The 26,052-nt window shown below is 74.3% G+C and carries 26 protein-coding genes; 12 read left to right on the top strand and 14 right to left on the bottom strand.

The features are described 5' to 3' along the window. Window positions 1–12 precede the first annotated feature (12 nt). Both groES and groL read left to right on the top strand, forming a co-directional pair. Complete coding sequence (gene groES, locus DQ240_RS03290; RefSeq protein WP_029433407.1) at window positions 13–321, top strand: co-chaperone GroES; 309 nt, start codon at window positions 13–15, stop codon at window positions 319–321. A 163-nt stretch (window positions 322–484) separates the two neighbouring features. Next, window positions 485–2,125, top strand: a complete 1,641-nt coding sequence (gene groL / locus DQ240_RS03285; protein WP_113838211.1) for a chaperonin GroEL — start codon at window positions 485–487, stop codon at window positions 2,123–2,125. A gap of 182 nt (window positions 2,126–2,307) precedes the next feature. Here the strand turns inward: groL and DQ240_RS03280 are convergent, their stop codons facing one another. Further along, window positions 2,308–2,607 (bottom strand): WhiB family transcriptional regulator, encoded by a 300-nt coding sequence (locus tag DQ240_RS03280; RefSeq protein WP_113838210.1) that lies wholly within the window; start codon window positions 2,605–2,607, stop codon window positions 2,308–2,310. Window positions 2,608–2,884: 277 nt separating this feature from the next. Between DQ240_RS03280 and DQ240_RS03275 the strand changes: the two genes are divergently transcribed. Then, a complete protein-coding gene (locus DQ240_RS03275) occupies window positions 2,885–3,622 on the top strand; it encodes a response regulator transcription factor (protein WP_199589042.1) in 738 nt (245 codons plus the stop codon). A 69-nt stretch (window positions 3,623–3,691) separates the two neighbouring features. On the opposite strand, the gene DQ240_RS03270 is transcribed toward DQ240_RS03275, so the two are convergent. Beyond that, window positions 3,692–4,087: a DUF5319 family protein gene (locus tag DQ240_RS03270; RefSeq protein WP_113838208.1), complete on the bottom strand. Its 396-nt coding sequence runs from the start codon at window positions 4,085–4,087 to the stop codon at window positions 3,692–3,694. Between the two features lie 122 nt (window positions 4,088–4,209). On the opposite strand from DQ240_RS03270, the gene guaB reads away from it, so the two are divergent. Genes guaB through guaA form a run of 3 tightly spaced genes read left to right on the top strand, consistent with a single transcriptional unit; the run spans window position 4,210 to window position 8,424 of the window. Next, window positions 4,210–5,718, top strand: coding sequence for an IMP dehydrogenase (gene guaB, locus DQ240_RS03265; RefSeq protein WP_113838207.1), 1,509 nt, complete (start codon window positions 4,210–4,212; stop codon window positions 5,716–5,718). Between the two features lie 7 nt (window positions 5,719–5,725). Next, window positions 5,726–6,862 (top strand): GuaB3 family IMP dehydrogenase-related protein, encoded by a 1,137-nt coding sequence (locus DQ240_RS03260; RefSeq protein WP_113838206.1) that lies wholly within the window; start codon window positions 5,726–5,728, stop codon window positions 6,860–6,862. Further along, window positions 6,862–8,424, top strand: coding sequence for a glutamine-hydrolyzing GMP synthase (gene guaA, locus DQ240_RS03255; RefSeq protein ID WP_113838205.1), 1,563 nt, complete (start codon window positions 6,862–6,864; stop codon window positions 8,422–8,424). Before DQ240_RS03260 ends, guaA begins: the two co-directional genes overlap by 1 nt. Before the next feature lies 1 nt (window position 8,425). Here guaA and DQ240_RS03250 read toward each other — a convergent pair whose 3' ends face one another. Genes DQ240_RS03250 through DQ240_RS03240 form a run of 3 tightly spaced genes read right to left on the bottom strand, consistent with a single transcriptional unit; the run spans window position 8,426 to window position 10,507 of the window. Next, entirely contained in the window at window positions 8,426–9,184 is a 759-nt protein-coding gene (locus tag DQ240_RS03250; RefSeq protein WP_147261932.1) for an META domain-containing protein, read from the bottom strand. A gap of 59 nt (window positions 9,185–9,243) precedes the next feature. After that, window positions 9,244–9,555 (bottom strand): hypothetical protein, encoded by a 312-nt coding sequence (locus DQ240_RS03245; RefSeq protein WP_113838203.1) that lies wholly within the window; start codon window positions 9,553–9,555, stop codon window positions 9,244–9,246. Continuing rightward, window positions 9,548–10,507, bottom strand: coding sequence for a PspC domain-containing protein (locus tag DQ240_RS03240; protein WP_113838309.1), 960 nt, complete (start codon window positions 10,505–10,507; stop codon window positions 9,548–9,550). Before DQ240_RS03240 ends, DQ240_RS03245 begins: the two co-directional genes overlap by 8 nt. Before the next feature lie 123 nt (window positions 10,508–10,630). Here DQ240_RS03240 and DQ240_RS03235 point away from each other — a divergent pair, with 123 nt between their 5' ends. Both DQ240_RS03235 and DQ240_RS03230 read left to right on the top strand, forming a co-directional pair. Beyond that, a complete protein-coding gene (locus tag DQ240_RS03235) occupies window positions 10,631–11,830 on the top strand; it encodes an ATP-binding protein (protein WP_233498456.1) in 1,200 nt (399 codons plus the stop codon). Next, a complete protein-coding gene (locus DQ240_RS03230; protein WP_113838202.1) occupies window positions 11,827–12,504 on the top strand; it encodes a response regulator transcription factor in 678 nt (225 codons plus the stop codon). The genes DQ240_RS03235 and DQ240_RS03230 overlap by 4 nt, the downstream gene beginning before the upstream one ends. On the opposite strand, the gene DQ240_RS03225 is transcribed toward DQ240_RS03230, so the two are convergent. The 6 genes from DQ240_RS03225 to DQ240_RS03200 all read right to left on the bottom strand — a co-directional run bounded on the left by DQ240_RS03225 (window position 12,505) and on the right by DQ240_RS03200 (window position 16,479). Then, window positions 12,505–12,807 carry a hypothetical protein gene (locus DQ240_RS03225; RefSeq protein ID WP_113838201.1) on the bottom strand — a complete coding sequence of 101 codons (303 nt, stop codon included), beginning with the start codon at window positions 12,805–12,807 and terminating at the stop codon, window positions 12,505–12,507. A gap of 13 nt (window positions 12,808–12,820) precedes the next feature. Continuing rightward, window positions 12,821–13,555: a PIG-L deacetylase family protein gene (locus tag DQ240_RS03220; protein WP_113838200.1), complete on the bottom strand. Its 735-nt coding sequence runs from the start codon at window positions 13,553–13,555 to the stop codon at window positions 12,821–12,823. A 9-nt stretch (window positions 13,556–13,564) separates the two neighbouring features. Continuing rightward, complete coding sequence (locus DQ240_RS03215; RefSeq protein WP_113838199.1) at window positions 13,565–14,446, bottom strand: RNA polymerase sigma-70 factor; 882 nt, start codon at window positions 14,444–14,446, stop codon at window positions 13,565–13,567. Then, entirely contained in the window at window positions 14,443–14,994 is a 552-nt protein-coding gene (locus DQ240_RS03210; protein ID WP_113838198.1) for a carboxymuconolactone decarboxylase family protein, read from the bottom strand. Before DQ240_RS03210 ends, DQ240_RS03215 begins: the two co-directional genes overlap by 4 nt. Window positions 14,995–15,061: 67 nt before the next feature. After that, window positions 15,062–16,132, bottom strand: a complete 1,071-nt coding sequence (locus DQ240_RS03205) for a diguanylate cyclase (RefSeq protein ID WP_113838197.1) — start codon at window positions 16,130–16,132, stop codon at window positions 15,062–15,064. 71 nt (window positions 16,133–16,203) lie between these two features. Continuing rightward, the gene (locus DQ240_RS03200; protein WP_113838196.1) at window positions 16,204–16,479 is read right to left on the bottom strand and encodes a chorismate mutase; all 276 of its coding nucleotides are present in this window, start codon (window positions 16,477–16,479) and stop codon (window positions 16,204–16,206) included. A 228-nt stretch (window positions 16,480–16,707) separates the two neighbouring features. Between DQ240_RS03200 and pcrA the strand changes: the two genes are divergently transcribed. After that, window positions 16,708–19,017 (top strand): DNA helicase PcrA, encoded by a 2,310-nt coding sequence (gene pcrA, locus DQ240_RS03195; protein WP_113838195.1) that lies wholly within the window; start codon window positions 16,708–16,710, stop codon window positions 19,015–19,017. 130 nt (window positions 19,018–19,147) lie between these two features. Here the strand turns inward: pcrA and DQ240_RS03190 are convergent, their stop codons facing one another. Both DQ240_RS03190 and DQ240_RS03185 read right to left on the bottom strand, forming a co-directional pair. Then, window positions 19,148–20,077, bottom strand: a complete 930-nt coding sequence (locus DQ240_RS03190; RefSeq protein ID WP_233498455.1) for a M23 family metallopeptidase — start codon at window positions 20,075–20,077, stop codon at window positions 19,148–19,150. A gap of 214 nt (window positions 20,078–20,291) precedes the next feature. Continuing rightward, window positions 20,292–21,095, bottom strand: coding sequence for an alpha/beta fold hydrolase (locus DQ240_RS03185; protein WP_233498454.1), 804 nt, complete (start codon window positions 21,093–21,095; stop codon window positions 20,292–20,294). A 263-nt stretch (window positions 21,096–21,358) separates the two neighbouring features. On the opposite strand from DQ240_RS03185, the gene DQ240_RS03180 reads away from it, so the two are divergent. Beyond that, a complete protein-coding gene (locus tag DQ240_RS03180; RefSeq protein ID WP_233498453.1) occupies window positions 21,359–22,456 on the top strand; it encodes a hypothetical protein in 1,098 nt (365 codons plus the stop codon). A 23-nt stretch (window positions 22,457–22,479) separates the two neighbouring features. Next, window positions 22,480–22,884, top strand: a complete 405-nt coding sequence (locus DQ240_RS03175; protein WP_113838194.1) for a methylmalonyl-CoA mutase — start codon at window positions 22,480–22,482, stop codon at window positions 22,882–22,884. On the opposite strand, the gene DQ240_RS03170 is transcribed toward DQ240_RS03175, so the two are convergent. After that, entirely contained in the window at window positions 22,874–24,724 is a 1,851-nt protein-coding gene (locus DQ240_RS03170) for a CocE/NonD family hydrolase (RefSeq protein WP_113838193.1), read from the bottom strand. The genes DQ240_RS03175 and DQ240_RS03170 overlap by 11 nt on opposite strands. A 137-nt stretch (window positions 24,725–24,861) precedes the next feature. On the opposite strand from DQ240_RS03170, the gene sucC reads away from it, so the two are divergent. After that, the gene (gene sucC, locus DQ240_RS03165; protein WP_113838192.1) at window positions 24,862–26,025 is read left to right on the top strand and encodes an ADP-forming succinate--CoA ligase subunit beta; all 1,164 of its coding nucleotides are present in this window, start codon (window positions 24,862–24,864) and stop codon (window positions 26,023–26,025) included. Window positions 26,026–26,052: the final 27 nt, after the last annotated feature.

Genomic DNA, 26,052 nt, shown 5'->3' with positions numbered 1-26,052 from the left:
GGCGTCACCGACGTGACGACCGCTACCAAGGTCAGCATCAAGCCGCTGGAGGACCGCGTCGTGGTCCAGGCCAACGAGGCCGAGACCACCACCGCCTCCGGCCTGGTCATCCCGGACACCGCCAAGGAGAAGCCGCAGGAGGGCACGGTCATCGCCGTTGGCCCCGGTCGCGTCGACGACAACGGCAACCGCGTCCCGCTCGACGTGAACGTCGGCGACGTCGTCATCTACTCGAAGTACGGCGGCACCGAGGTGCGCTACGGCGGCGAGGACTACCTCGTGCTGTCCGCGCGCGACCTGCTCGCCGTCGTCGAGAAGTAACCGACAGGCCGAACCGCACACCATCGGCCCCGTCCAGAGGCTCGCCCCGAGCTTGCGAGGGGTGAGGAGGACGGGGTCCTTCAACCGCCCCGGCGACCCGAGACACCGGGTCCCGGGGCGGTCGTCGTCTGCCCCCTGACGCACTGATCGAGGAGTCGGCCCCATGGCCAAGATCATCAAGTTCAACGAGGACGCCCGCCGGGCGCTCGAGCGCGGCGTCGACAAGCTCGCCGACGCGGTGAAGGTGACGCTCGGCCCGCGCGGCCGCAACGTCGTCCTCGACAAGAAGTTCGGCGCCCCGACGATCACCAACGACGGCGTCACCATCGCCCGCGAGGTCGACCTCGAGGACCCGTACGAGAACCTCGGCGCCCAGTTGGCCAAGAACGTCGCCACCAAGACCAACGACGTCGCCGGTGACGGCACCACCACCGCCACCGTGCTGGCCCAGGCGCTGGTCCACGAGGGCATGCGCAACGTCGCCGCCGGCGCCAACCCGATGGGTCTGGGCCGCGGCATGCGCGCCGCCGTCGACGCCGTGCACACGGCCCTCGACGAGGTCGCCATCCCGGTCGAGGACCAGGCCGCCATCGCCGGCGTCGCCACGATCTCCGCCCAGGACGCCGAGGTCGGCGCCCTCATCGGCGAGGCCATGGAGAAGGTCGGCAAGGACGGCGTCATCACCGTCGAGGAGAGCAACACCCTCTCCACCGAGCTCGACGTGACCGAGGGTCTGCAATTCGACAAGGGCTACCTGTCGCCGTACTTCGTGACCGACACCGAGGCGATGGAGGCCGTCCTCGAGGACGCGCTCGTCCTCCTCGTGCAGGGCAAGATCGGCGCCCTCGCCGACCTGCTGCCGCTGCTGGAGAAGGTGCTGTCCTCCGGCGGCCGCCCGCTGCTCATCGTCGCCGAGGACGTCGAGGGCGAGGCCCTGTCGACGCTCGTGGTGAACTCGATCCGCAAGACCATCAAGGTCGTCGCCGTGAAGTCGCCCTTCTTCGGCGACCGGCGCAAGGCGTTCATGACCGACCTCGCGATCGTCACCGGCGGTCAGGTCGTCAGCGAGGACGTCGGCCTGAAGCTCGACTCGGTCGGCCCCGAGGTGCTGGGCACCGTCCGCCGCGTCGTCGTCACCAAGGACGAGACGACGATCGTCGACGGCGGCGGTACCGCCGAGGCCATCGAGGACCGGGTCGCGCAGATCCGCCGCGAGATCGAGGCCACCGACTCCGACTGGGACCGCGAGAAGCTGCAGGAGCGGCTCGCGAAGCTGGCCGGCGGCATCGGTGTCATCCGCGTCGGCGCGGCCACCGAGGTCGAGATGAAGGAGAAGAAGCACCGCATCGAGGACGCCATCGCCGCCACCCGCGCCGCGGTGGAGGAGGGCGTCGTCCCCGGGGGTGGCTCCGCGCTGGTGCACGCCGCGGCCGCGGTGGACGCCCTCGACCTCACCGGTGACGAGCTGACCGGTGCCCGCGCGGTGCGCAAGGCGCTGGACGCCCCGCTGCACCGCATCGCCGAGAACGCGGGCTTCGAGGGTCGCGTCGTGGTGAGCAAGGTCCGCGAGGCCGGCGTCGGCACCGGCTTCAACGCCGCCACCGGCGAGTACGGCGACCTGGCCGCCGAGGGCGTCATCGACCCGGTCAAGGTCACCAAGGCCGCGCTCGGCAACGCCGCCTCCATCGCGGCGATGGTGCTCACCACCGACTCGGCCGTGGTCGAGGCCCCGGTCGAGGAGGACGAGCACGCCGGTGGGCACCACACCCACGGCCACTCGCACGGCCACGGTCACGCCCACTGATGAAGGACCCCGTCCTCCTCACGCCTCGCTCCGCTCGGCGCGAGCCTCTGGACGGGGCCTGAGGGCCTGAAGAGACAGAGAGGGCCGGTCCAGCGTGTGCTGGACCGGCCCTCTCGGCGTTCTCGGCCCCGTCCGGAGGCTCGCCCCCAGCGTGCGAGGGGTGAGAGGGACGGGGTCCTTACTCAGACCCCCGCGGCGACCGCGGCGGGCTCCGCGGCGATCAGCCGGGCCCGCTCCTCCTCGCTCATGCCACCCCACACGCCGTAGGGCTCGCGGACGGCCAGCGCGTGCTTGAGGCAGGCCTCGACCACCGGGCACTGGGCGCACACGGCCTTGGCCGCGTTCTGCCGGCGGGCCCGCGCGGGGCCGCGCTCGCCATCGGGGTGGAAGAACAGGGCCGTGCTCTCGCCACGGCAGGCGCCGTGCAGCTGCCAGTCCCAGACCTCGGCGACGGGGGTGGGAAGGCGGCGGATGTCAGCCATGTCGGTCCTCCTCGGCTCGATGCGAGCCGGAGGGGGCGGTCCGGCTGCAAGGGCCCGGTGCCCGAGGCCCACGTGGGTCAAACACGAGGGGTCGCCGCATTTTGCCGCCTGTTCGCTCACCCCGCTGGGTGAGGGCATCTGTCCCCTGCCCCCGGAGCCGATCAAGGTGGATCTCGGTCGTGCCGAAACCGGCGGGGAGAGCCCCGTCCGAGGTCGGCGGGGGATTCGCCCGGACACCGTGCCGGGAGCGAAGGAGCAAGGCGTGATCGACGACAGGATGCGCGGACCCGGCAGCGGGACGACGACGGTGTGGGTCTACGACGAGCGGCGGCGGGTCCGGGAGGACATCGCCTCCCGTCTGGTCGCGCTGCCCTTCGTCGGCCGGGTCGAGGCCGTCGGTGACGCCGCGGCCCTCATGTCGCGGCTGGCGACCCGCCACCCCGACGTCCTGCTGATCGGGACGCAGCGGGCCATGGACTCCGGGCTCACCGTCGCCACCCAGGCGCTGCGGGCCCACCCGCGGCTGCCCGTGCTGGTGCTCGGGTCCTCCGACGACGCGGAGACCGTCCGCGCCGCCGTCGCCGTCGGTGCCCGCGGGTACCTGCGCTGGGACGCCACCGCCCTCGAGATGGGCCTCGGCCTCTCCCGGGTCGGCCTGCGGGTCGACGGGCGGACGCCGCAGCCGGCCAACGGCCACCCCGTGCCGCTCGCCAGCGTCGGGGCCCACTCCGCGGCTCCGGCCCCGGCGTGGAACGGCGCCAGCCCGCTGGCCGGCTCCGCGCCGACCACGGTGCGCGCCGCCGTCGCCCAGGCGCCGGCCGTGAGCCTGTCCATGCGCGAGATGCAGGTGCTGACCGGCATGAGCCAGGGCAAGAGCAACGCCCAGATCGGCCGCGAGCTCTACCTGTCCGAGGACACCATCAAGACCCACGCCCGCCGGCTGTTCCGCAAGCTCGGCGCCAAGGATCGCGCCGAGGCGGTCGCCACCGGATTCCGCCGGGGCATGATGCAGTGACTCCGTCGTCCTCCGGACGACAGGGACAGAGAGGCCCCGGTGCTCGTGCACCGGGGCCTCTCTCGTCGTTCAGTCCTCGCGGGCGTGCCTGCCGCCGCGGCCGTCGCCGGGTTCCTCGCGGTCGGCGACCGCGGCGACGCCGTCGGCGTACCCGCTGGCGTAGTCCCAGCTGACGTAGTCGTCGGGGTCGGGGTCGAACGGCGGCTCGTGCCGGCCGGTCTGCCCCTCCTCCAGCAACTGCCGGAGGTTCGCCTGCATCAGCGCCCAGTCGACGTGGTGTTCCTCGTCGCAGTCCGGGCAGTCGACGACGATCCCCTTGATCCCGCTCGGCTCCAGCAGCGTGCGGAAGATCTCGAGCTCGGCCAGGTCGTCGAGGACGCCGGCCCGCTCCTCCATCGTCAGCGGCGGCGGACCCGACGGGTCGGCGGGCCCGAAGTCCGGACCGGTCGCGTCGTCGAAGTTCACGTTCCTACGGTAGCCGTCCGGCAGGCGACGGTCCGCCCCCCGAGGCCCGCCGCCTACGATCGGGGTGGTTCCCCGCGCGCCCAGCAGGGCGGCAGACCGATCCCGGAGGGGTGGCGGCACGCATGCAGCCCGATGAGTTCGTACCCGAGCTGCCGGCGAAGTTCGCCCCGCTCGGCCTGACCTACGACGACGTCCTGCTCATCCCGGGCGCCTCCGACGTCGTCCCGGCCGAGGTCGACACCAGCAGTCGCCTGACCCGCGGCATCCGGCTCGCCGTCCCGCTGCTGTCCAGCGCGATGGACACGGTGACCGAGGCGCGGATGGCCATCGCCATGGCCCGCGTCGGCGGCGTCGGCGTCCTGCACCGCAACCTCGCCGCCGAGGAGCAGGCCGGTCAGGTCGACCTCGTGAAGCGGTCCGAGGCCGGCATGGTCACCAACCCGGTGACCGTCTCCCCGGACAACACCCTCGCCGAGGTCGACGCCCTCTCCGCCCGCTACCGGATCTCCGGTGCCCCGGTCGTCGACGCCGACGGCGTCCTCGTCGGCATCTGCACGAACCGCGACATGCGCTTCGAGACCGACCAGAACCGGCTCGTCCGCGACGTGATGACGCCGATGCCGCTGGTCACCGCGCCGGTGGGGGTCGACGCCGACACCGCGCTCCAGCTGCTGTCCAAGCACAAGATCGAGAAGCTGCCGATCGTCGACGAGGCGGGGCGGCTGCGCGGGCTGATCACGGTCAAGGACTTCGTCAAGCGCGACCAGTACCCCCTCTCCACCAAGGACGCCGACGGCCGCCTGGTCGTGGCCGCCGCGGTCGGCGTGGGCGAGGACTCCTACAAGCGGGCCGGCCTGCTGGTCGACGCCGGGGTGGACGTCGTCGTCGTCGACACCGCGCACGGCCACCAGCGCGCCGTCCTCGACATGGTCGCCCGGGTGAAGGCCGACTTCACCGGCGTCCAGGTCGTCGGCGGGAACGTCGCCACCCGCGCTGGCGCGCAGGCCCTGATCGACGCCGGGGTGGACGCCGTCAAGGTCGGCGTCGGCCCGGGCTCGATCTGCACCACCCGGGTGGTCGCCGGTGTCGGCGTCCCGCAGATCACCGCCATCTACGAGGCCTCGCTGGCCGCGAAGCCGGCCGGCGTGCCGGTCATCGCCGACGGCGGCCTGCAGTACTCCGGCGACATCGCCAAGGCCCTGGTCGCCGGCGCCGACACCGTGATGATCGGCGGCCTCTTCGCCGGCGTCGAGGAGGCGCCGGGCGAGCTCGTCTTCATGAACGGCAAGCAGTTCAAGACCTACCGCGGCATGGGGTCGCTGGGCGCGATGCAGAAGCGCGGCAACCAGTCCTACAGCCGCGACCGGTACTTCGCCGACGACGTCCTCTCCGACGACAAGCTCGTCCCCGAGGGCATCGAGGGCCAGGTGCCCTACCGCGGCGCGCTGTCCACGGTGGCCCACCAGCTCGTCGGCGGCCTCCGCGCGTCGATGGGCTACGCGGGTGCGGCGACCATCGCCGACCTCCAGGACCGCGGCCAGCTGACCCGGATCACCTCCGCGGGGCTGACCGAGAGCCACCCCCATGACATCCAGATGACCGTCGAAGCCCCCAACTACCGAGCCCGGTGACCGTCTGATGCCCGCACGCGACTCCGTCGAGATCGGCCTCAACCGCTTCGCCCGCCGGGGGTACGACCTCGACGAGGTGTCGATCGTCCCCTCCCGCCGCACGCGGGACACCGACGACGTCTCCACCGCCTGGCAGATCGACGCCTTCCGGTTCGAGATCCCGCTGGTCACCAGCGCCTCGGACGCCGTTGTCAGCCCCGCCACCGCGGTCGCCGTCGGGGAAGCCGGCGGACTGGGCGTGCTGAACGCCGAGGGCCTGTGGACCCGCTACGACGACCCGGCGCCGGCCTATGCCCGCATCCGGGACGCCGCCGCCGGTGGCCCGCCGCCGGTCTCGGTGCTGCAGGAGGTCTACGCCGAGCCGGTGAAGCCCGACCTGGTCACCGCGCGGATCAAGGAGATGAGCGCCGCCGGGGTCACCACCGCGGTGCGGATCTCCCCGCAGCACACGCTCCAGCTCGCGCCCGCCGTGCTCGCCGCCGGCGTGGACCTGCTGGTCATCCAGGGCACGATCGTCTCGGCCGAGCACGTCACCTCGACCGGTGAGGCGCTCAACCTCAAGGAGTTCATCGCCGACTTCGACGTCCCGGTGATCGTCGGCGGCGCGGCGAACTACCAGACCGCGCTGCACCTGATGCGCACCGGCGCGGCCGGCGTGATCGTCGGCGTCGGCGCCGACAGCTACTCCACCGGCGACGCCGTCATGGGCATCCGCGTGCCGCTGGCCAGCGCGATCGCCGACGCCGCCGCGGCCCGCCGCGACTACCTCGACGAGACCGGCGGCCGGTACGTGCACGTCATCGCCAACGGCCGGATCGAGACCAGCGGCGCCATCGCCCGCGCGCTGGCCTGCGGGGCCGACGCGGTGCAGCTCGGCGAGCCGCTGCGCGCGGCCTCCGAGGCCCCGGCGGGCGGCATCTGGTGGGACTCGGTGGCCGCGCACCCGCGCCTGCCGCGCGGCGGGACGTCGGCGCCGATCGAGCCGGCCGGTTCCCTGGCCGACGTGCTGCTCGGCGAGGCGCACGCCGCCGACGGCCGGACCAACCTCTTCGGCGCGCTGCGCCGGACGATGGCCAAGACCGGCTACCGGGACCTCAAGGAGTTCCAGCGGGTGGAGCTGGTCGTGAGCGGCGGCCGGGACTGATGGACTTCCCGACCGTCCTGGTCGTCGACTTCGGCGCCCAGTACGCGCAGCTCATCGCCCGGCGGATCCGCGAGGCCGGCGTCTACTCCGAGATCGTGCCCTCGTCGGTGCCGGCCGAGGAGATCGTGGCGCGCAAGCCGGCGGCGATCGTGCTGTCCGGCGGCCCGTCCAGCGTCTACGCCGAGGGCGCTCCGCAGGTCGACCCGACGCTCTTCGAGTCCGGGGTCCCGGCCTTCGGCATCTGCTACGGCTTCCAGGCGATGGCCGCCTCCCTCGGCGGCACCGTGGCCCGGACCGGCGACCGGGAGTACGGCGGCACCCCGCTGACGGTCACCACGGGCGGCCGGCTGTTCGGGGACCTCCCGGCCCTGCAGTCGGTGTGGATGAGCCACGGGGACGCCGTCTCCGAGGCCCCGCCCGGGTTCACCGTGACCGCCACCTCCACCGGCGCCCCGGTCGCGGCGTTCGAGGACGTCGACCGGCGGCTGGCCGGGGTCCAGTTCCACCCCGAGGTCCGCCACACCTCGCACGGGCAGACCGTGCTCGAGCACTTCCTGTTCGACATCGCCGGGCTGGAGCCCAGCTGGACGATGGCCAACGTCGTCGAGGAGCAGGTCGCCGCGATCCGGGACCAGATCGGCGACCGGCGGGCCATCTGCGGACTCTCCGGCGGCGTGGACTCCGCGGTCGCCGCCGCGCTCGTGCAGCGGGCTATCGGCGACCGGCTCACCTGCGTCTACGTCGACCACGGGCTGATGCGCGAGGGCGAGACCGAGCAGATCGAGCGCGACTTCGTCGCCGTCACCGGCGCGGACCTGCGGGTGGTCGACGCCAGCGAGCGGTTCCTCGGCGCGCTGGCCGGCGTGAGCGACCCCGAGGAGAAGCGCAAGATCATCGGCCGGGAGTTCATCCGCGTCTTCGAGCAGGCCGCCCTCGACGTCGTCGCCGACGCCCAGGCCCACGGCGAGACCGTCGACTTCCTCGTGCAGGGGACGCTGTACCCCGACGTCGTCGAGTCCGGCGGCGGCACCGGGACGGCGAACATCAAGAGCCACCACAACGTCGGCGGGCTCCCCGAGGACCTCACCTTCACGCTGGTCGAGCCGCTGCGCACGCTGTTCAAGGACGAGGTGCGCGAGGTCGGCCGGCAGCTGGGCCTGCCCGACACGCTCGTGCAGCGGCAGCCGTTCCCGGGCCCGGGGCTGGGCATCCGCATCGTCGGCGAGGTGACGCAGGAGCGGCTCGACGTGCTCCGCCGGGCCGACGCGATCGTGCGCGCGGAGCTGTCGGCCGCGCAGCTGGACACCGAGATCTGGCAGTGCCCGGTCGTGCTGCTGGCCGACGTCCGCTCGGTCGGCGTGCAGGGCGACGGGCGCACCTACGGGCACCCGATCGTGCTGCGCCCGGTGTCCAGCGAGGACGCGATGACCGCCGACTGGACCCGGCTGCCCTACGACCTGCTGGCGAAGATCTCCACCCGCATCACCAACGAGGTCGCCGAGGTCAACCGCGTCGTCCTCGACGTGACGAGCAAGCCCCCGGGCACCATCGAGTGGGAGTGAGTCAGCCCGCCCGGTAACCCAGGCCGCGGCCGTCGGGGGCGGTGACCCTCAGCCGGTCCTCGTCGACCGTGGCCACCGGTCCGGCGGCGAGGACGGCGAGCACGGCACCGTCCTGCGCCGCGGCCGGACCCGCGCAGCCGTCGGTCGGCAGCCCGGTGATCCGCAGCTCGTCGCCGTCGGCCGCCCACGAGCCGGCCAGGTCGCGGCAGCCGGTGGAGCCGGTGAGCGTGCCGTCGGCCGCGAGCACCAGGACGGCGGTCGTGCCGGCGACCGTCGAGCTCGCCGTCTGCCCGTCGACGAGCGTGTCGAGCACCCAGCGCGTGCCGGTCAGCTCGCGGTCGGGCACCTCCTCGGCCCGGCCGAAGCGCAGCTCGACGTCCGGTCCGGTCAGCACCAGCAGGTCCTCGCCCACCCGGGCCGCGCTCACCGTGGTGAGGGCCCGGACGTAGGTCTGCTCGGCGGCCATGGCCCCGGCGTCCAGGCAGGCGGCCTCGGTCATCGAGAGGTCGGCGAGCGAGAACGCCTCGCCGGCCGAGTCGTAGCCGGCGTCGTAGGAGTTGCAGAAGGCCCGCCCGGTCACCCGGTCCGGGGAGACGACGAGCGTCGCGGTCGTGGGCATCGGCAGGGGCGCGCCGTCGACCGTCCCCTCCCGCAGTTCCCACTCCCCGACGAGGGGCGAGGCGGCGGGAGCGCCCGCGCCGGCGGTGCCGCAGGCAGCCAGCAGCGCCAGGGCGGCGAGGAGGAGCCCGGCACGGCGCACACGCGACGAACGCGCCGGCCGGTGGAGGGGTTCCACCGGCCGGCGCGTCGGTGCCGTGCTCAGCCGCGTCGACGGGCCCGTCGGACCTCGCTCACCAGCAACGCGATGCCGGCGACGACCAGCCCCACCCAGAGGACCCCGCCGTCGAACACCCCCAGCGGGATCTCGGTGGGGCTCAGACCCACCAGCGCCAGGAAGACGAAGACCAGGCCCGCGACGAGCGCGACCACGTCGGGACGGCGGCGCAGCACCTCGGGCGCCGGCTGCGGCGCGGGGACCGCAGGAGTGGCCGGGTCACCGGCCGTCAGCTCGCGCAGCGCCTGCTCCTGCCACGCGGTGGGCGTCGTCGGGAACTCGCTGTAGTCAGCCACGGGACACCTCCGTGTCGCCCACGCCGTGGTCGATGGTGATCACGAACTCGGCTTCGCCGTCGTCGACGTCCGGGCCGGAGCCGGTGCCGGGGTAGAAGCCCCCGTCGGACGTCCCGCCGTCGAAGACCTGGGTCGAGCCGATCCCGGTGTCCAGCTCCAGCTCGACGTCGGCCTCGCGGGGGAGGACCACGTCCAGGTCACCGACGCCGTGGTCGACCTCGATGCGCAGCGGGGAGCGGATGTCGTCGACGTCGATCCGGCTGAGGTCGACGGTCATGTCACCGGCGCCCAGCTCGTAGCGGTCGCGGACCTCCGCGACGCTCGTGGGGCGGTAGTCGCGGTCGCCGACCCCGGCGGAGTGCGACCACGGCACGGAGGAGGCCAGCACCAGGGCCAGCGAGAGGACGACGCCGAGCACGATGAGCCCGCCGCGGGCGGTGCGGCCCGGGAGGAAGGCCGCCGCGACCAGGCCCAGCCCCACCACGAGCAGCGCGACCGCGAGGAACGGGCGGGGACCCGGTTCCCAGTCGCCGAGCTGCGTCGCCAGCGCCAGCAGCCCCACCGCGATGAGCACCCCGGCGAGGGTGATCCGGCCGACCGGGGAGCGGGGCAGCGTCGGGCCGGTGTGGCCACGGGTCCACCGGCCCGCGACGGAGCCGTGCCAGCCCTCGCCGCTCGGCCGCGGCCCGGCGGGCATCACCAGGCACAGCAGCAGGTAGACGATGATCCCGGTGCCGCCGGCGAGCGTGAGCGCGACGAAGCCGACGCGCCACAGCAGCACGTCGATGCCGCTGTACTCGGCGAGGCCCCCGGCGACGCCGTGGACCATCTTGTCGGTGCGCGAACGGCGCAGCGCCGGGCGGGCCGGCGGCCCGGACGGCGGAGGCGGGGGAGGCCAGGTGGCGCCCGGCGGGTCCACCGTGGGAGGCGCCGGGGGCGGAGCTGCGGTCATGCCGAGAGCCTGCGCGCCGGTGGCCGTCCGGTACATCAGGGAAGGCCCCCATCCGACCCTGGTCCCGCTCCCCGGGGTGATCACCGGTGCCCCCGGCACCCCGCCGGTGCGACGATCGACGGCGTGACCGTGGACAGCACGACCGGGACGGGGACGGCGGCGCCCGGGGCGCTCGCCCGCCCGCCCCTCGTGCGCCCGCGCTCGGGACGGATGCTGGCGGGGGTCTCCGCCGGCACGGCCGCGCACCTGCGCACCGACCCGCTCGTGGTGCGGGTGGCGATGGTCGCGCTCGCCGTCACCGGCATCGGCGTCGTCGTCTACGGGCTGTTGTGGCTGTTCATGCCGCTGTCGGACACCACCGAGGCGCCGGCCGTCCCGGAGGGGGACCGCCCAAGCCGCCGGCAGACCGTCGGCCTGGTGCTGCTCGGCATCGGCGCGCTCGTCCTGGTGACCAACCTGGCCAGCTGGGGCGACGGCGACGTGACCGTGCCGCTGCTGCTCGTCGGGGCGGGGCTGGCCACCATCTGGCGGCAGCTCGACACCGACCGCACCCTGAAGCGGCCCAGCGTCCGCTGGGTGCTCGCCGGCGGCGTCGCCCTCGGGGTGACCGGCCTGGTGCTCCTCCTGGCCACGACCGGCCAGCTGGCCAACGCCCGCAACGGCTTCGCGGCGACGCTGGTGATCCTGGTCGGGGTCGTCCTGGCCACGGCTCCGATCTGGCGGCGGCTGCTGACCTCCCGCGAGATGGAGCGCACCGCACGGATCCGTTCCGAGGAGCGCGCCGCACTGGCCGCGCACCTGCACGACTCCGTGCTGCAGACCCTGGCGCTGATCCAGCGGCACGCCGGCGACCAGCAGGCCGTGGCGCGGCTGGCCCGCAGCCAGGAGCGCGAGCTGCGGACCTGGCTGTACGAGCCGGAGAAGGCGTCCGAGGGCACGTGGGCCGGGCTCGTGTCCGCGATGGTCGCGGGGATCGAGGCCGACCACGCGCTCACCGTCGACCCCGTCGTGGTGGGGGACGCGCCGGTCGACGACGCCCTGGCCGCCCTCGGCGCCGCCACGCGGGAGGCTCTGGTGAACGCCGCGAAGCACTCGGGCGCGGCGTCGGCCGACCTGTACACCGAGGTGACCCCCGACTCCGTGTCGGTGTTCGTCCGCGACCGCGGGCAGGGCTTCGACCCCGCCGCCGTCCCGGCCGACCGCCGGGGCCTGCGCGACTCGGTGGCCGGCCGGCTGACCCGGTTCGGGGGGACGGCGACGGTGCGTTCGGCACCGGGGGAGGGGACCGAGGTGGAGCTGCTGCTGCCCAGGGAGGGCGCGTGACGGAGGCGACCGGGACGGCCCCGCGGGTGTTCGTCGTCGACGACCACGGCATGGTGCGGGCCGGGGTGCGCGCCGAGCTCGGGGACGCGGTGCAGGTGGTCGGGGAGGCCGAGGACGCCGACGCCGCGATCGCCGGCATCCGTGCCACCGTGCCCGACGTGGTGCTCCTCGACGTGCACCTCCCCGGCGGTGGCGGCCGGGCGGTGCTGGAGGCGCTGCGGGCCGAGCTGCCCACCGTGCGCTACCTGGCGCTGTCGGTGTCCGACGCCGCGGAGGACGTCATCGCCGTCATCCGTGCCGGCGCCCGCGGCTACGTGACCAAGACGATCTCCGGGCCCGACCTGCGGGCGGCGGTGCAGCGGGTGGCCGACGGCGACGTGGTGTTCAGCCCGAGGCTGGCCGGCTTCGTGCTCGACGCGTTCGCCGCGGGTGGTGCCGCCGCGGCGCCCCCGTCGGAGGACCCGGCGACCGACCCGGGGCTGGACCTGCTGTCGGCGCGGGAGCGCGAGGTCATGCAGCTGCTGGCCCGCGGCTACACCTACCGGGAGATCGGCTCGCGGCTGTTCATCTCGGTCAAGACGGTGGAGTCGCACGCCTCGAACGTGCTGCGCAAGCTGCAGCTCTCCAACCGCAACGAGCTGACGAGGTGGGCGGCGACCAACCGCCTCCTCTGACTACCGCTGGGACTCGGTCCAGGCGCGGGCCTCGGCCACCACGGGGTCCCACGCGACGCCGTCGCCGAGCACGGCCCAGCCGTTCATCCGCCGGCCCTCCATCGGCTCGAAGGCGACCGCCGCCCCCGCGCCGACCAGGCCCTGCAGCCGGTCGGCGGGCAGCTTCACCACCAGTTGCTCGTGCCACCAGATCGCGAAGAACCGCCGGCCGGTCCGCAGTCCCCGGCAGCCGAACATCGACCCCGCGGTGACGTCGCCGTCGACCGTGCGCTCGACCAGGTCGTCCCACGCGTCGTCCGCCATGCGGGGGAGCAGATCACGCGGTGTGCACGACGTGGAAGGCCTCGGCGAGCCGGCCGGCGGGCAGACCGAACGTGCGGCCGACCTGCTCCATCCAGCCGGTGACGAACTGCTCGAGGTCGTCGCGGTGGCCCACCTGGCTGACGTGCGCCTTGAGCGCGGCGAACTTCAGCTCGACCACGTCGGTCACGTCGACGGCGTGGTCGGCCCGCGGGCTGGCACCCAGCCACACCTCCGACACCGTCCACGCCTCCAGGCCCTCGTCGGCCAGCAGTTCCGGGAACGCGAACGGGTTGCGGGCGTCGGGGTAGACCGCCCGCAGCGTCGACTCGCCGGTGATCATGTGGTCCGGGTGGCTGGCCCCGATCCGCTCGAACCACCGCTCCGGCGAGCTGGTGAGCACCCGCTGCGGGCGGACCTGCCGGATGACGCGGGAGATGTCGCGGCGCAGCTCGAGGGTCGGCTCCAGCCGGCCGTCCGGGTAGCCGAGGAACCGGACGTCGGTCACGCCGACCGCGGCGGCGGCCGCCCGCTGCTCCTCCTGGCGCAGGGGGCCCATGAGGTGCCGGGGCGTCTCGTCGAAGCCCCCGGCGTCGCCGTCGGTGACGATGCAGTACGTGACCTCGGTGCCGGCCGACGTCCAGGTCGCGACGGTGCCGGCGCTGCCGAAGTCGACGTCGTCGGGGTGGGCGAGCACGCACAGCACGCGCTCGACGTGCTCGGCAGGGGCGGAGGGCGGCGGAGTCGTCACCCCGCGAGCCTAGGAGGCGGCCGTGCGGAGGCCGGCCAGCTTGTCCGGGTTGCGGAAGACGAGCACCTGCTCCACCCGGCCGCCGGAGACGACCAGGGTCGTCGCCATGAGGGGCCCCTCGGCGGTCCACGCCACGATGCCGGGCTCCCCGTTGACCTCGGCGAACTCCAGCCGGACCCCCGGCATGGCGGCTCCCCCGGGGCCGACGGCGGCCAGGAACCGGGCCACCTTGCCCGCACTCGTGATCGGGCGCAGCGCGGCCTTGGCCCTGCCGCCCCCGTCGGTGAGCAGCACGGCCCCGGGCGCCAGGACGTCGAGCAGCGCGTCGACGTCCCCGCCGACGGCCGCGGCCAGGAACCGCTCGGTCACCTCCCGCTGCGCGGCGCGGTCGGCGTCGAACCGGGGACGTCGCGCGGCCACGTGCTCGCGGGCCCGGTGGGCCACCTGGCGGACGGCGGCCTCCGAGCGCCCGAGGACCGAGGCCACCTCCGCGGCCGGGACGCCGAACACCTCGCGCAGCACGAAGACCGCGCGCTCCAGCGGGGAGAGGGTCTCGAGGACGACGAGCAGCGCCAGCGACACCTGCTCGCCGACCTCGACCTCCTCGGCCGGGTCCGGTGCGGTCCCGGTGAGCAGCGGCTCGGGCAGCCACGGGCCGACGTAGGTCTCCCGGCGGGTGCGGGCGGCCCGCAGCCGGTCCAGGGCCAGCCGCGTGGTGATCCGGACCAGGTAGGCGCGCGGATCGGCGACGTCCTCGCGGTCGGCCGCCGACCAGCGCAGCCAGGCGTCCTGGACGACGTCCTCGGCGTCGGCGACGCTGCCGAGCATCTGGTAGGCCACGGTGAACAGCAGCCGCCGGTGCCCGTCGAAGGCCTCCAGCACCCCGGTCATGCCGCCGGCACCTCGCAGCGGTCGCGGAAGCCCTGGCTGGTCAGCCCCAGGGCGGCGTTGAAGCGCGACCGGGAGTTCTCCACGGCGACCATCATGGTGAGCTCCACGAGCCCCGCGTCGTCGAGATCGCGCCGCAGGCCGGCGACCATCTCGTCGGTCACCGCCGGCGGGGTGGCGCTCATGGCCTCGGCGTACTCGAGCACCCGCCGCTCCAGGTCGGTGAAGACGTCGCTGTCCCGCCACCGCGGCACCGCCCGCAGCTTCGCCGGGTCGATGCCCTCCTCGGTGCTGGTCCAGTGGCCGAAGTCCACGCACCAGGAGCAGCCGATCGCGACCGCCGACGACATCACGGCCAGCGCCTCGAGCGTCGGGTCGAGGCGGTGGCACCGGGCCAGGACGCCCTCCTGGAGCGCCGAGCTCAGCAGGATCCCGGGGTGGTGCCCCATCGCCGCGGCCGGGTCGAGCTCGGCGCCGTAGCTGCGACGCGAGTACCACCGGGCCACGCGGTTCACGATCGTGCGCGGCGGGTCGAGCGGGATGCGGGCCATGTCGGACGTCCTCTCCGTGGGGTGGTGCCCATGGAGACGGTGCGGCGGCGCCGGACGTGACACGTCCTCAGCGGGGGAGGGGGACCTCACCGACGCGCGGGACGGCGCCATGTGCCAGGACCCGGTTCCGCCCGGCGGCCTTGGCGGCGTACAGCGCGCGGTCGGCCTCCCGGAGCAGGTCGGGCAGCGTCGCCCCGTCGGCCGGGCGGCAGCTCACGCCGGCGGAGACGGTGAGCGGGAGCCCGGCGACCGGCGAGGCCGCGACGACGCGCCGGACGCGCTCGGCGACCGAGACCGCCTCGTCGCCGTCCCGGCCGGGGAGGAGCAGCACGAACTCCTCGCCGCCCACCCGGAAGGCGAGGTCGGACGCGCGCAGCGTGGCGCGCAGCCGCACGGCCAGCTCGACGAGCACCTCGTCGCCCCGGTCGTGGCCGTGGGTGTCGTTGACCCGCTTGAAGTGGTCGACGTCGCACATGACGACGGCGACCGTGCCGCCGTCCTGCGCGGCCTCGCGGCGCACCTCGGCGAAGCGCGCGGCGAGCGTCAGGCGGTTGTACAGCCCGGTCATGGGGTCGACGACGGCCTCGTCGCGGGAGTGCAGGTCGGCGGCGGCGAGGAAGTGGGCGGCCAGTCCGAGGCAGCCCAGCAGGGCCAGCACGGTGACCAGCCCGACGACCGCCGGCGGGCGGTCGACCGGGGGCAGCAGCTCGCCGGCCAGCACCGCGCCCGCGGCGAGCACCGCGGAGCCGACCACGCCGGCGCGGAAGACGGGCGGGCGGAAGCACACGGCCTGGCTGAAGACCGGCACGCACATCAGCGGGAGCAGCACGCTCCCGGCACCGCCGGTGAGGGCGACGCAGACCGCGAGGTTGACCTGCAGCGCGGTGAACGCGACCGCGCCGACCACCTCGGGGTTCCTGCTCCGCGGGTGCCGGCGGACGGCGACGTGCATCGTGGCGACGGCGAGGGCGAGCATGACGAGCAGCACGGGGCCGTACCAGAGGGACGCCAGGACCTTGGCGCTGCCGATGGCCGCACCGAACCAGGGGGCGCTGCGGAAGCGTCGTGCCATGTCCGCGTAGCGCAGCCGGTCGGTGGGACCGCCGCACAGCCACCGCAGCAGGGCGGTGCCACGCACGGGCGGGGACGCGGACACACGAGGTGTATCGACTCCACCCGGCCGGCTCTTGAGCCCCGGCCGTCCCAGGCTCAGAGGCGGCCGCGGCCCTGCCGGAGCAGCATGAGCGCCAGCGTCGCGCCGTCGTCCCCCAGGGCGGAGCGGAAGCGGGTCAGGACCTGCGACTCCCGGGAGAGGGAGAGCCGGGTGCCGCCGGAGGCGGCCCGCAGGGCGCCGATCTCGTGCGAGACGGCGAGGCGGCGCTGCACCAGCTCGATGATCTGCGCGTCGCAGGCATCGATCTCCTGGCGCAGCTCGCCGATGCGGTCGACGTCGGCGTCGGCGGTGGTGGCGGCGGTGGTGCTCATCGGGTCCTCCTGCGGGTCGGGCTCTCGGCCGTCGGACCCCGGGAACGAGAAACGCCCCGGGCTCCTCGGGCCCGGGGCGTCTGTTGCGGCGGTTGCTCAGCCAGCGGTGACGGACACCGGATCCCGGTGGCCGTAGTAAAAGCCGACCGTGGCGAGCACGGGGAGGAGTCTGCCACAGGTGCCGACGGCGGCGGGAGTGTCACCCGTCCGAACTACAGTGGTGTGGCTATGAGCAGCGTCCAGCAGGCCCTCCCCGGTACGGCCACCCTCCAGCGGCACGCCCGCGGTCAGACGGGTCGGGAGCTCGACCGCATGCTCGCCGGGCTGAACGGCCCGCAGCGCGACGCGACGGTCCACGAGGGCGGTCCGCTGCTCATCGTCGCCGGTGCCGGGTCGGGCAAGACCCGCGTGCTCACCCACCGCATCGCCTACCTGCTGGGCGCCCGGGACGTGCAGCCCGGCGAGATCCTCGCGATCACGTTCACCAACAAGGCCGCGGGCGAGATGAAGGAGCGCGTCGCCGCCCTCGTCGGCCCGCGCGCCCGGGCCATGTGGGTGTCGACCTTCCACTCCATGTGCGTGCGCATCCTGCGCGCGGAGGCGGCGAAGCTCGGCCTGAAGTCGTCGTTCACGATCTACGACCAGGGCGACTCGGTGCGCCTGATGTCGATGGTGGCCCGCGACCTGGACCTCGACGCCAAGCGCTATCCCGGTCGCAGTCTCGCGAACCAGGTGTCGAACCTGAAGAACGAGCTGGTCGACGAGGAGAGCTTCACCCCGCAGACGGCGCCGGAGAAGGTCCTCGCCGACGCCTACACGCTCTACCAGCAGCGGCTGCGCCAGGCGCACGCGCTGGACTTCGACGACCTGATCATGACCACGGTGCACCTGCTGCAGGCGTTCCCGGACGTCGCCGAGCACTACCGCCGGCGCTTCCGGCACGTGCTGGTCGACGAGTACCAGGACACCAACCACGCCCAGTACGTGCTGGTCCGGGAGCTGGTGGGCACCGAGGGTGGCCCGGTCCCGCCGGCCGAGCTGTGCGTCGTCGGCGACGCGGACCAGTCGATCTACGCGTTCCGCGGCGCCACCATCCGCAACATCGACGAGTTTGAGCGGGACTACCCGCAGGCGACGACGATCCTGCTCGAGCAGAACTACCGCTCGACGCAGCGCATCCTGCGGGCGGCCAACACGGTGATCGCCAAGAACACCTCCCGCCGGCCGAAGAACCTGTGGACCGACGCCGGCGACGGCGAGCTGATCCAGGGCTACGTCGCGGAGAACGAGCACGACGAGGCCGCCTGGGTGGCCGAGCAGATCGATGCGCTCGTCGACGAGGGCGCGGCGCAGCCCAAGGAGATCGCGGTCTTCTACCGGACCAACAACGCCTCCCGTGTGTTCGAGGAGGTGTTCATCCGCGTCGGCATGCCCTACAAGGTCGTCGGCGGGGTGCGCTTCTACGAGCGCAAGGAGGTCCGGGACGCGCTGGCCTACCTCAAGGTGGTCGCCAACCCGGCCGACGTGGTGAGCCTGCGGCGGGTCCTCAACACCCCCAAGCGCGGCATCGGCGAGCGCGCCGAGGCCTGCATCGAGCAGTACGCCGACCGTGAGCGGATCCCGTTCGCCTCGGCGCTGCGGCTGTGCTCGGAGGTCACCACGCTGGCGCCCCGGTCGCTCAAGGCGATCCAGGAGTTCGTGGCGCTGCTGGAGGAGTTCGAGCAGCTGGTGGAGACCGGCTCCGGGCCGGCGGCGCTGCTGGAGAGCATCCTCGACCGGACCGGCTACCTGACCGAGCTGTCGGCCAGCACCGACCCGCAGGACGAGGGGCGGGTCGACAACCTCAACGAGCTCATCTCGGTCGCGGCGGAGTTCGAGGCCGCCCACCCCGAGGGCACGGTCACCGACTTCCTCGAGCAGGTGTCGCTGGTCGCCGACGCCGACCAGATCCCGGTGGCCGGTGACGAGGCCGGCGTCGTCACGCTGATGACCCTGCACACGGCCAAGGGCCTGGAGTTCCCGGTCGTGTTCCTCACCGCGCTGGAGGACGGCGTCTTCCCGCACCTGCGCGCGCTGGGTGACCCCAAGGAGCTGGAGGAGGAGCGGCGGCTGGCCTACGTCGGCATCACGCGGGCGCAGCAGCGGCTGTTCCTGTCGCGGGCCACGGTGCGCACCAGCTGGGGGCAGCCGGCGTACAACCCGCCGTCGCGGTTCCTCGACGAGCTGCCCGCCGACACCGTGCACTGGGCGAACCTCACCCCGACGCCCGCGCCGAGCACCGGCTACAGCAGGGGCTACTCGTCGGCGCAGACGCGCGTGGCGGCCACCGGGCTCGCGACCGGCGGGCTGCGCGGCGGCGCGGGCAACCGGGCGGTCATCTCCGTGGAGGTGGGGGACCGGGTCAGCCACGACGCGTTCGGCATGGGGACCGTCGTCGAGGTCAACGGCGTGGGCGACAAGGCCCAGGCGACGGTCGACTTCGGCAGCGGCGGGACCAAGCGCCTCGTCCTGCGCTACGCGCCGCTCGTCAAGCTGTGACACCGTCGTCCTACCGGACGACACCTCGACCACGTGCCGTCCCGGCTCTCGATGAGCCGGTCCGTCGCACCCATCGCGGAGCCCTCCGGGCCCCACTCGGGCACGACCCTCGCAGGGCGGCTCGCCGCTCCTAGATCTCGACGCCGCGCTCGGCGAGGTAGTCCTCGGGGTCGATCCGCCGGCCGTCCTCGCCGCCGCGGTGCACCTCGTAGTGCAGGTGCGGACCGGTGGACTGGCCCTCGCTGCCGACCTGGGCGATCTCGTCGCCGGCGTGCACGATCTGGCCCTCGTCGACGTCGTAGTAGCGCATGTGGCCGTAGACGTGCACGTCGCCGTCGGCGTCCTGGATGTAGATCGCGTTGCCGTAGCCGGAGGCGCGGCCGGCGCGGAGCACGACCCCGTCGGTGGTGGCGTAGATCGGGGTGCCGAGCGGGGCGGCGAGGTCGACGCCCCAGTGCATGGAGCCCCAGCGCATGCAGAAGCAGGTGGTCATGCGGGCGCCGGGGACGGGGTTGGCCGTGGTCGGCGTCCGCGCCGCCCGGGAGGCGGCGAGCTCGGTGAGGCGGGCCTCGGCCTCCGCGGCGCTGATGCCCTGACGGACGCCGGCGTCCTCCAGGTCCCCGGTGTAGTTCGTCTCGGCGTCGCCGAGGCCGTAGTCGGCGGCGCTGACGGCCTGCGGCGCGGCGGTCTCCCCGCCGAGCAGCCCGGGGGTGCCCGCGGCCAGGGCGCCGACGACGAGGGCGGCCAGCCACAGCGGCGCGCGACGGCCGGGAGGACGGCGGAGGCGACGGCGCAGGCCGGCGGCGCGACCCGCCGCGGGGGCGGCGTCGGTCTGCGGGTCCGTGGGGGCGGAGGTCTGCGGCGCGTCCGTCGTGGCGTCGGGGTCGCCGTCCGCGGCGGCGGCTCCGGGGAGCTCGGTGCTCGTCGTGGCGTCGCCGGCGGCGGTGCGGCGCGCGGCGCCGGAGCGGCGGGCGAAGCGTCCGGGCACCTGGGCGGGCTCGGCAAGCTCGCGCGGGGTCTCCGAACGCTCCAGGAGCTCGGGACCGGCTGAGCGAGACACGTGGCACCTTCCCGGAGGGCACCTCCGGCGGAGCGCCCGGAGGACACCCGTCGGGGGAGCGACGACGGCGGAGGCATCCGGTTGCGACGCCCGCCCGGGGAAGGTCCCGGTGCCGTGATCGGACCGTAACCCTCAGTCAGGCCGCGACCACGGAGGCGACCCTGCGTGTCGCCATGTCGAGACGCGACGACGTGCGGGCCCGTCGGAGGCTGCGTCAGGCGACGGCGGCGGCAGGAGCCGCGGGCGCGCCGCGCAGGCCCGCCAGGGTGGCGGCGACCTCGTCGACCACCGACCGCGAGAAGGGCAGCGACATGTGGCCCACGCCCCGGACGAGGACGTTGCGGGCGTTGATGTCGGGGTGCTCGCACCGTGCCGCGTTGGTGGGCAGCACCAGCTGGTCGAGGTCGCTGTACACCGCGGTGACCGGGGTGTCGAAGCCCGGCGCGGGCTCGTCGAGCTCCTGCAGCAGCGGGGAACCGGGACGCAGCTGCTTGACCAGCGGCGTCGGCAGCAGGTGGGCCAGCACCGACCCCTGGTGCGGGGTGCCGAGGGTGACGAGGCTCTGGATGCGGCGGGCGCCGTCCTGCCGCTGCAGGTGGTACCGGGCGATGAGGCCGCCCAGGCTGTGCCCGACGACGTGGATCCGGTCGTGCCCGGTCTGCGCGCAGATCCGGTCGATCTCCTGCCCCAGCTCGGCCGCGCCGCGGGCCGCGTCGCCCAGCATGGGGCTGTAGTTCCAGGTGCAGACCGAGGCGAAGCCCCGCCGGCGGAGCCCGCGACGCATCGCCGTGAAGATCGACCGGTTGTCCACCAGGCCGTGCACGAGCAGTACCGGGACGCGCGCGGCGAGCGGATCGGCGGCGAAGAGGGCCCGCGCGCTGGGCGGGGCGGGCGCCGGGCGGCGGCTGGCGTCCGGGCGCAGGATCTCCGTGCGGGCGCCCAGCGGGTACATGAGGACGTGGGCGCCGACGAGAGCGAGCTCGGTGATGCCGCCGGTCAGCGTGGCGGGGCGGGCCAAGGCGCGCAGGACACCCCGTGGCGCTCCCGCCGCGGCGGCCGCCGTGTGCGACGCTGGGTCCGACCCCGGGTCGGTGGACGGCCGCATCGGCACTCCCTCCCCCGTGGGTCCCGCGGGACCGGCTACCTGCTCGTGTGCGGACCGAGCACCTCATGTGCTCCGTTCACCCGACGGTAATACCGCCGCGTGTTGCACGTCACACATCGGACGCCGGGCCGGCCGCGATCGACACCGGTTCGTGACATCCGGACGAAGGGGGAACCGTGTCCGCCCGCCAACGCCCGGCCCGCGAGACCGGGACCGCCGCTGCCCGCCGGTCGGGTGCCCGTCCGGCCGCCGGCCGGAGGGGTGAGCCCCCGGTCCGGGGCCGGACGGCGGCGACGTCGCGGACGTCCCGACCCGGGAGTGGACGCCGCGCTCCGGAGCCGACGGTCGGGTACTCCGTCGTCGTCGGGACGACGCCGCTCGCCGCACGGATCACCGGCGGGCTGCTCGTGCTGGCCGGGCTGCTGGGCGTCGCGGCGCTGGTACCCACCTACCTCGTCCTGACCGGGCGGCCGGTCGGCCTGGCCGACGGCCCGGTCGGTGTGCTGGCCGCGCTGCTGGTGCCGCTGACCTCGCTCGCCGTCGGCGCGTCCCTGGTGGCCGGGCGGCTTCCGAAGTTCGGCCTCGCCCACGCGGGCGTGGCCGGCGCCCTGGCGCTGGGCTCGTTGCTCATCGAGCTGCACAACGGCAGCCAGTCCGTGCAGCGCGCCGGCCGCGAGGTGCTGGGCGGTCAGTGGCTGCTCACCACGTCGGTGGACCGGGGCGCGGGGTGGTGGCTGAACGTCGCGTCCCTCGGTTGTCTCGTGCTCGCGGCGGTCTGCGCGGTCGCCGCGTGGGGCCGCACGGTCATGGAGGACGACGGCGCCCTCGACCCGGCGCGCCCGGGCCTCGCCGGCCTGGCGGTGCTGCTCGGCGCGGGCACCGTGCTGTGCCTGGCGCAGCCCGCGGCCGACCTGCCGGAGCTGCTGGTCACCAACCCCCGCACGCTGGAGCAGATCGTCGTCGAGCAGCAGGGGCCGCAGGCGCTGTACGAGCGGCCCGGCTGGGCGCTGCTCGGCGGTCTGCTCCTCGCCGGGGCGCTGCTGCTGTGCTCGGTCCTGGCGCCCTCGCTGCGCCCGAGGCTGGCCGCCGTCGGCGGGCTGCTGGCCATCACCGCCGTCGTCCTGTCGGCCGCGCTGACCGGGGTCCGGGCGGCCGGCACGCCCGAGCTCGAGTGGTCCCTGCCCGGTGCCGGCCTGCTCGTCACGGGGGTGGCCTACGCCGGACTGACCCTGCTGGTCTGGCGGGTGCGCCGGCGGCCGGTGCCCCCCGGCTGACCCCTGCTCCTACGCTGCCGGTCGTGGACGTGGAACGGCTGCGGGTGGTGGTCGCCGAACCCGACGCCGGCGCACCGGCGGGCGAGGCGCCGGAGGGGGTCGCGCTGGCACGGGCGCTGCGCGACGCCGGTGCAGAGGTCGTGCACACCGGGGGAGGGGGTTCCCCGGCGCAGCTCGCGGCCACGCTGGTGCAGGAGGACGCCGACGCCCTCGGTCTCGCGGGCGGGTCCGCGGACCTCCTCGGCGAGGTGCTCGCCCGCGCGGCCGAGCAGGGCGCCGACGACGTCGCCGGGTTCCTGCTCGGGTCGGCGGCCGACGACGGGCTGCCCGACGGCGCTCGCGCCTTCGGCCCCGGCACGCCGCCGGACGAGGTGGTCGCCTGGCTGCGGACCGCCGGCGGCGGCCCGCAGCCCCCGGTCAGGGAGTGACCGGCAGGACCAGCTGCTGCACGTGCCCGCCGCCGGTGGCCAGCGCCACCTGCTGCGGGACGGTGGACCCGCGGTAGGCGGTGTCCCCGCCGGCCAGCACGACCGCCAGCCGGTGGCCCGGCTGGAAGCGGTGCACGATCCCCGGCAGCTCGATCGTCACCGGCTGCGTGACGTCGGCGATCCGCGCGGGGGAGACGAGCCGCGACGGGAGCTCGACGGCGCCGTCGGGGCCGACGTCGTACAGCTTGGCGACGACGACCAGCTGACCGCCGGTGCCCAGCAGCTGGGTGCCCGCCACGGCCGGCGCGTCGAGCTGCACGGTCAGCTGCGCGGAGCCGACGACGTCCAGCGGAGCGGTCAGCGGGGCGGTGCTGAACCGGACCGCGGTGCCGGGCGGGTCGGTCACCGGCAGCGACTGGTCGAGGAACGAGGTCTCGGTGTAGTTGGGGCCGACCGGCGCGACGCTGCCGTAGGCCGACAGGCCGGGGACCACCGCGGCCGGGTCGGCCACGAGGTCGCCCCCGGCCGGGCCGCCGCCGGACAGGTACAGCGTCCGCTCGCCGCCGACCGGGAAGGACCGCTGCTCGGCGTACGCCGCCTCGACGTCGCCGGTGGCCTCGTACACCCAGTCGCGGAAGTACGCGAAGCCCTCGGGAGCCCGGCCCCGGTCCCGCACGTGGGCGTCGAACCACTGCAGGACCTGCCGGCCCTGGTAGGTGTCGGCCGGGTGGCGGGGGTCCCACTCGCCGGGTAGCGGGTCCAGGCCGCTGTGGCCCCAGGAGTGCCACACCAGCGAGACCGGCGTTCCCTGCGCGCGCAGCGCCGTGTAGGTGGCGACCGACTCCTGCAGGTTGAACAGCGTGTCGGCCTGGCCCTGCGCCAGCAGGGTGGGGACCCGGACGTCCTCGATGTAGCTCGCCACCGAGTTCGAGCGGAGGAACTCGACGGAGGCGGCGCTGGCGAACCCCTGGGTGCCGACCTCGAGGAGGGCCGCGCAGACGCCGGGGTCGAAGTTCGCGCAGTTGTCCTGGACGACGGTGCGCCACTGCACGGGGTCGGCCAGCGCCTGCAGGTCCTGCAGACCCGAGGCGACGCCGAGGACGGTGAACAGCGCCGCCCACTGGTACTTGAAGACACCCGACTGCGTCGAGCTCACCGAGCCGCTGGCCGCCGTCCCGCCGGGCAGGGCGCTGTTGTCCGGGTTCAGCGAGTACGAGAGGTCGTTCCACGTGATCATCGGGACGATGGCGTCCAGCCGGTCGGTGCCGGCGGCGTGCTCCACGGCCGCCGCCGCGAACTGGATCTGGCCGCCGTAGCTCCCGCCCACCATGCCCACCGCCGGGTCGTGCGGGGTCCCGGTGCGGGAGTCCTCGCGGACGACCTGGTCGACGACGACGGTCTCGCCGGTCGCGTCGTCCACCGCGGTGATCGACGGGTCGCCGCCGAGGAAGCGCAGCAGCTGGCTGGCGGCCTCCCCGTCGTGCTCCCGGTCGTCGAGGGTGATCGGGCACAGGTCGCCGTCGACGAACCCCAGGCCGGTGTAGGAGAGCGTCGCGTACCCCTGCTCGGCCATGCCCAGCGCCAGGTCGGCCTGGTCGGCCTTGGTGCCGCCGAAGCCGTTGGTGGCCAGGACCGCCGGGACCGGCCGGGCGTGCGAGGCGCCCGGCGGCAGGTACAGGTCGGCGTCGATCGTGCAGGTGCGCTGCTCGGTCCCGAGACCCGTGACGGTGATGGTCAGGTCGCGCGGGGTGATGCCGGTCGCGGCGGCGGGGGAGGCCAGCGCGGTGCCGGCCCCCGCCGTGAGCAGGGCGGTCAGCAGGACGGTGGCAGGACGGCGCACGCCGGGCTCCTCGTCGTCGGGGATGTCGTCGGGGATGTCGTCGGGGACCTCGAAGGGGGGAGAGGGCCTGTGATGCCGCCCACCCCCTCCAACGCCGACGAGACGACGGGGTTACGGGCGGGCTACGGTGCCTGCTCGTGGATCTCTTCGAGTACCAGGCCCGTGACCTGTTGGCCTCGCACGGCGTCCCCGTGCTCCCCGGTGGTGTGGCGGAGACGCCCGAGCAGGCGGAGGCGATCGCCCGCGAGATCGGGCAGCAGGTCGTCGTCAAGGCACAGGTGAAGGTGGGCGGCCGCGGCAAGGCCGGCGGCGTCAAGCTGGCCGCCGACGCCGACGAGGCGCGCGCCCGCGCCCAGGACATCCTCGGCCTGGACATCAAGGGGCACATCACGCACAAGGTGATGGTCGCCCAGGCGTCCGACATCGCCGAGGAGTACTACTTCTCCTACCTCCTCGACCGCTCCAACCGCACCTTCCTGGCGATGGCCTCGAAGGAGGGCGGCATGGAGATCGAGCAGCTCGCCGTCGAGCGCCCCGAGGCGCTGGCCCGCATCCCGGTCGACGCCTCCGTCGGCGTGGACGCCCAGAAGGCGGCCGAGATCGTGGACGCCGCGAACTTCCCCGCCGAGGTGCGCGACCAGGTCATCGCGATCGCCGTCCAGCTGTGGGACGTCTTCAGCAAGGAGGACGCCACCCTGGTCGAGGTGAACCCGCTGGCCAAGGCGCCGGACGGCACCGTCCTGGCCCTGGACGCGAAGATCACGCTCGACGAGAACGCCTCCTTCCGTCAGGAGGGCCACGCCGCCCTGGAGGACAAGGCCGCGGCCGACCCGCTCGAGGCGCGCGCCAAGGAGAAGGACCTCAACTACGTCAAGCTCGAGGGCGAGGTCGGCATCATCGGCAACGGCGCCGGGCTCGTGATGAGCACCCTGGACGTCGTCGCCTACGCCGGCGAGGAGTTCGGCGGCGTCAAGCCGGCCAACTTCCTCGACATCGGCGGTGGCGCCTCGGCGGAGGTCATGGCCAACGGCCTGGAGATCATCCTCTCCGACCCGGCCGTGAAGAGCGTCTTCGTCAACGTCTTCGGCGGGATCACCGCCTGCGACGCCGTCGCGAACGGCATCGTCAGCGCCCTCGGCATCCTGGGCGACGAGGCGACCAAGCCGCTGGTCGTCCGGCTGGACGGCAACAACGTGGACGAGGGCCGGCGGATCCTCGCCGAGGCCGACCACCCCCTGGTGACCGTGGTGGACACGATGGACGGCGCCGCGCGCCGGGCCGCCGAGCTCGCCGCCGCCTGATCGCCCCGAACACCAGACAGGACTCAG

This window comes from Blastococcus sp. TF02A-26, from assembly GCF_003319125.1.
Classification (GTDB): Bacteria; Actinomycetota; Actinomycetes; order Mycobacteriales; family Geodermatophilaceae; genus Trujillonella.
The sequence above is the reverse complement of the archived record's forward strand: the minus strand, read 5'-3'. Positions and strand labels throughout refer to the sequence as shown.

Bases quoted from the DNA above. Each gene is read 5' to 3' on its own strand.
- groL (WP_113838211.1), top strand. From the start codon at position 485: ATGGCCAAGATCATCAAGTTCAACGAGGACGCCCGCCGGGCGCTCGAG.
- DQ240_RS03275 (WP_199589042.1), top strand. From the start codon at position 2,885: ATGCGCGGACCCGGCAGCGGGACGACGACGGTGTGGGTCTACGACGAG.
- guaB (WP_113838207.1), top strand. From the start codon at position 4,210: ATGCAGCCCGATGAGTTCGTACCCGAGCTGCCGGCGAAGTTCGCCCCG.
- DQ240_RS03240 (WP_113838309.1), bottom strand. From the start codon at position 10,507: ATGACCGCAGCTCCGCCCCCGGCGCCTCCCACGGTGGACCCGCCGGGC.
- DQ240_RS03200 (WP_113838196.1), bottom strand. From the start codon at position 16,479: ATGAGCACCACCGCCGCCACCACCGCCGACGCCGACGTCGACCGCATC.
- DQ240_RS03215 (WP_113838199.1), bottom strand. From the start codon at position 14,446: ATGACCGGGGTGCTGGAGGCCTTCGACGGGCACCGGCGGCTGCTGTTC.
- pcrA (WP_113838195.1), top strand. From the start codon at position 16,708: ATGAGCAGCGTCCAGCAGGCCCTCCCCGGTACGGCCACCCTCCAGCGG.
- DQ240_RS03210 (WP_113838198.1), bottom strand. From the start codon at position 14,994: ATGGCCCGCATCCCGCTCGACCCGCCGCGCACGATCGTGAACCGCGTG.
- DQ240_RS03225 (WP_113838201.1), bottom strand. From the start codon at position 12,807: ATGGCGGACGACGCGTGGGACGACCTGGTCGAGCGCACGGTCGACGGC.
- guaA (WP_113838205.1), top strand. From the start codon at position 6,862: ATGGACTTCCCGACCGTCCTGGTCGTCGACTTCGGCGCCCAGTACGCG.
- DQ240_RS03280 (WP_113838210.1), bottom strand. From the start codon at position 2,607: ATGGCTGACATCCGCCGCCTTCCCACCCCCGTCGCCGAGGTCTGGGAC.
- DQ240_RS03260 (WP_113838206.1), top strand. From the start codon at position 5,726: ATGCCCGCACGCGACTCCGTCGAGATCGGCCTCAACCGCTTCGCCCGC.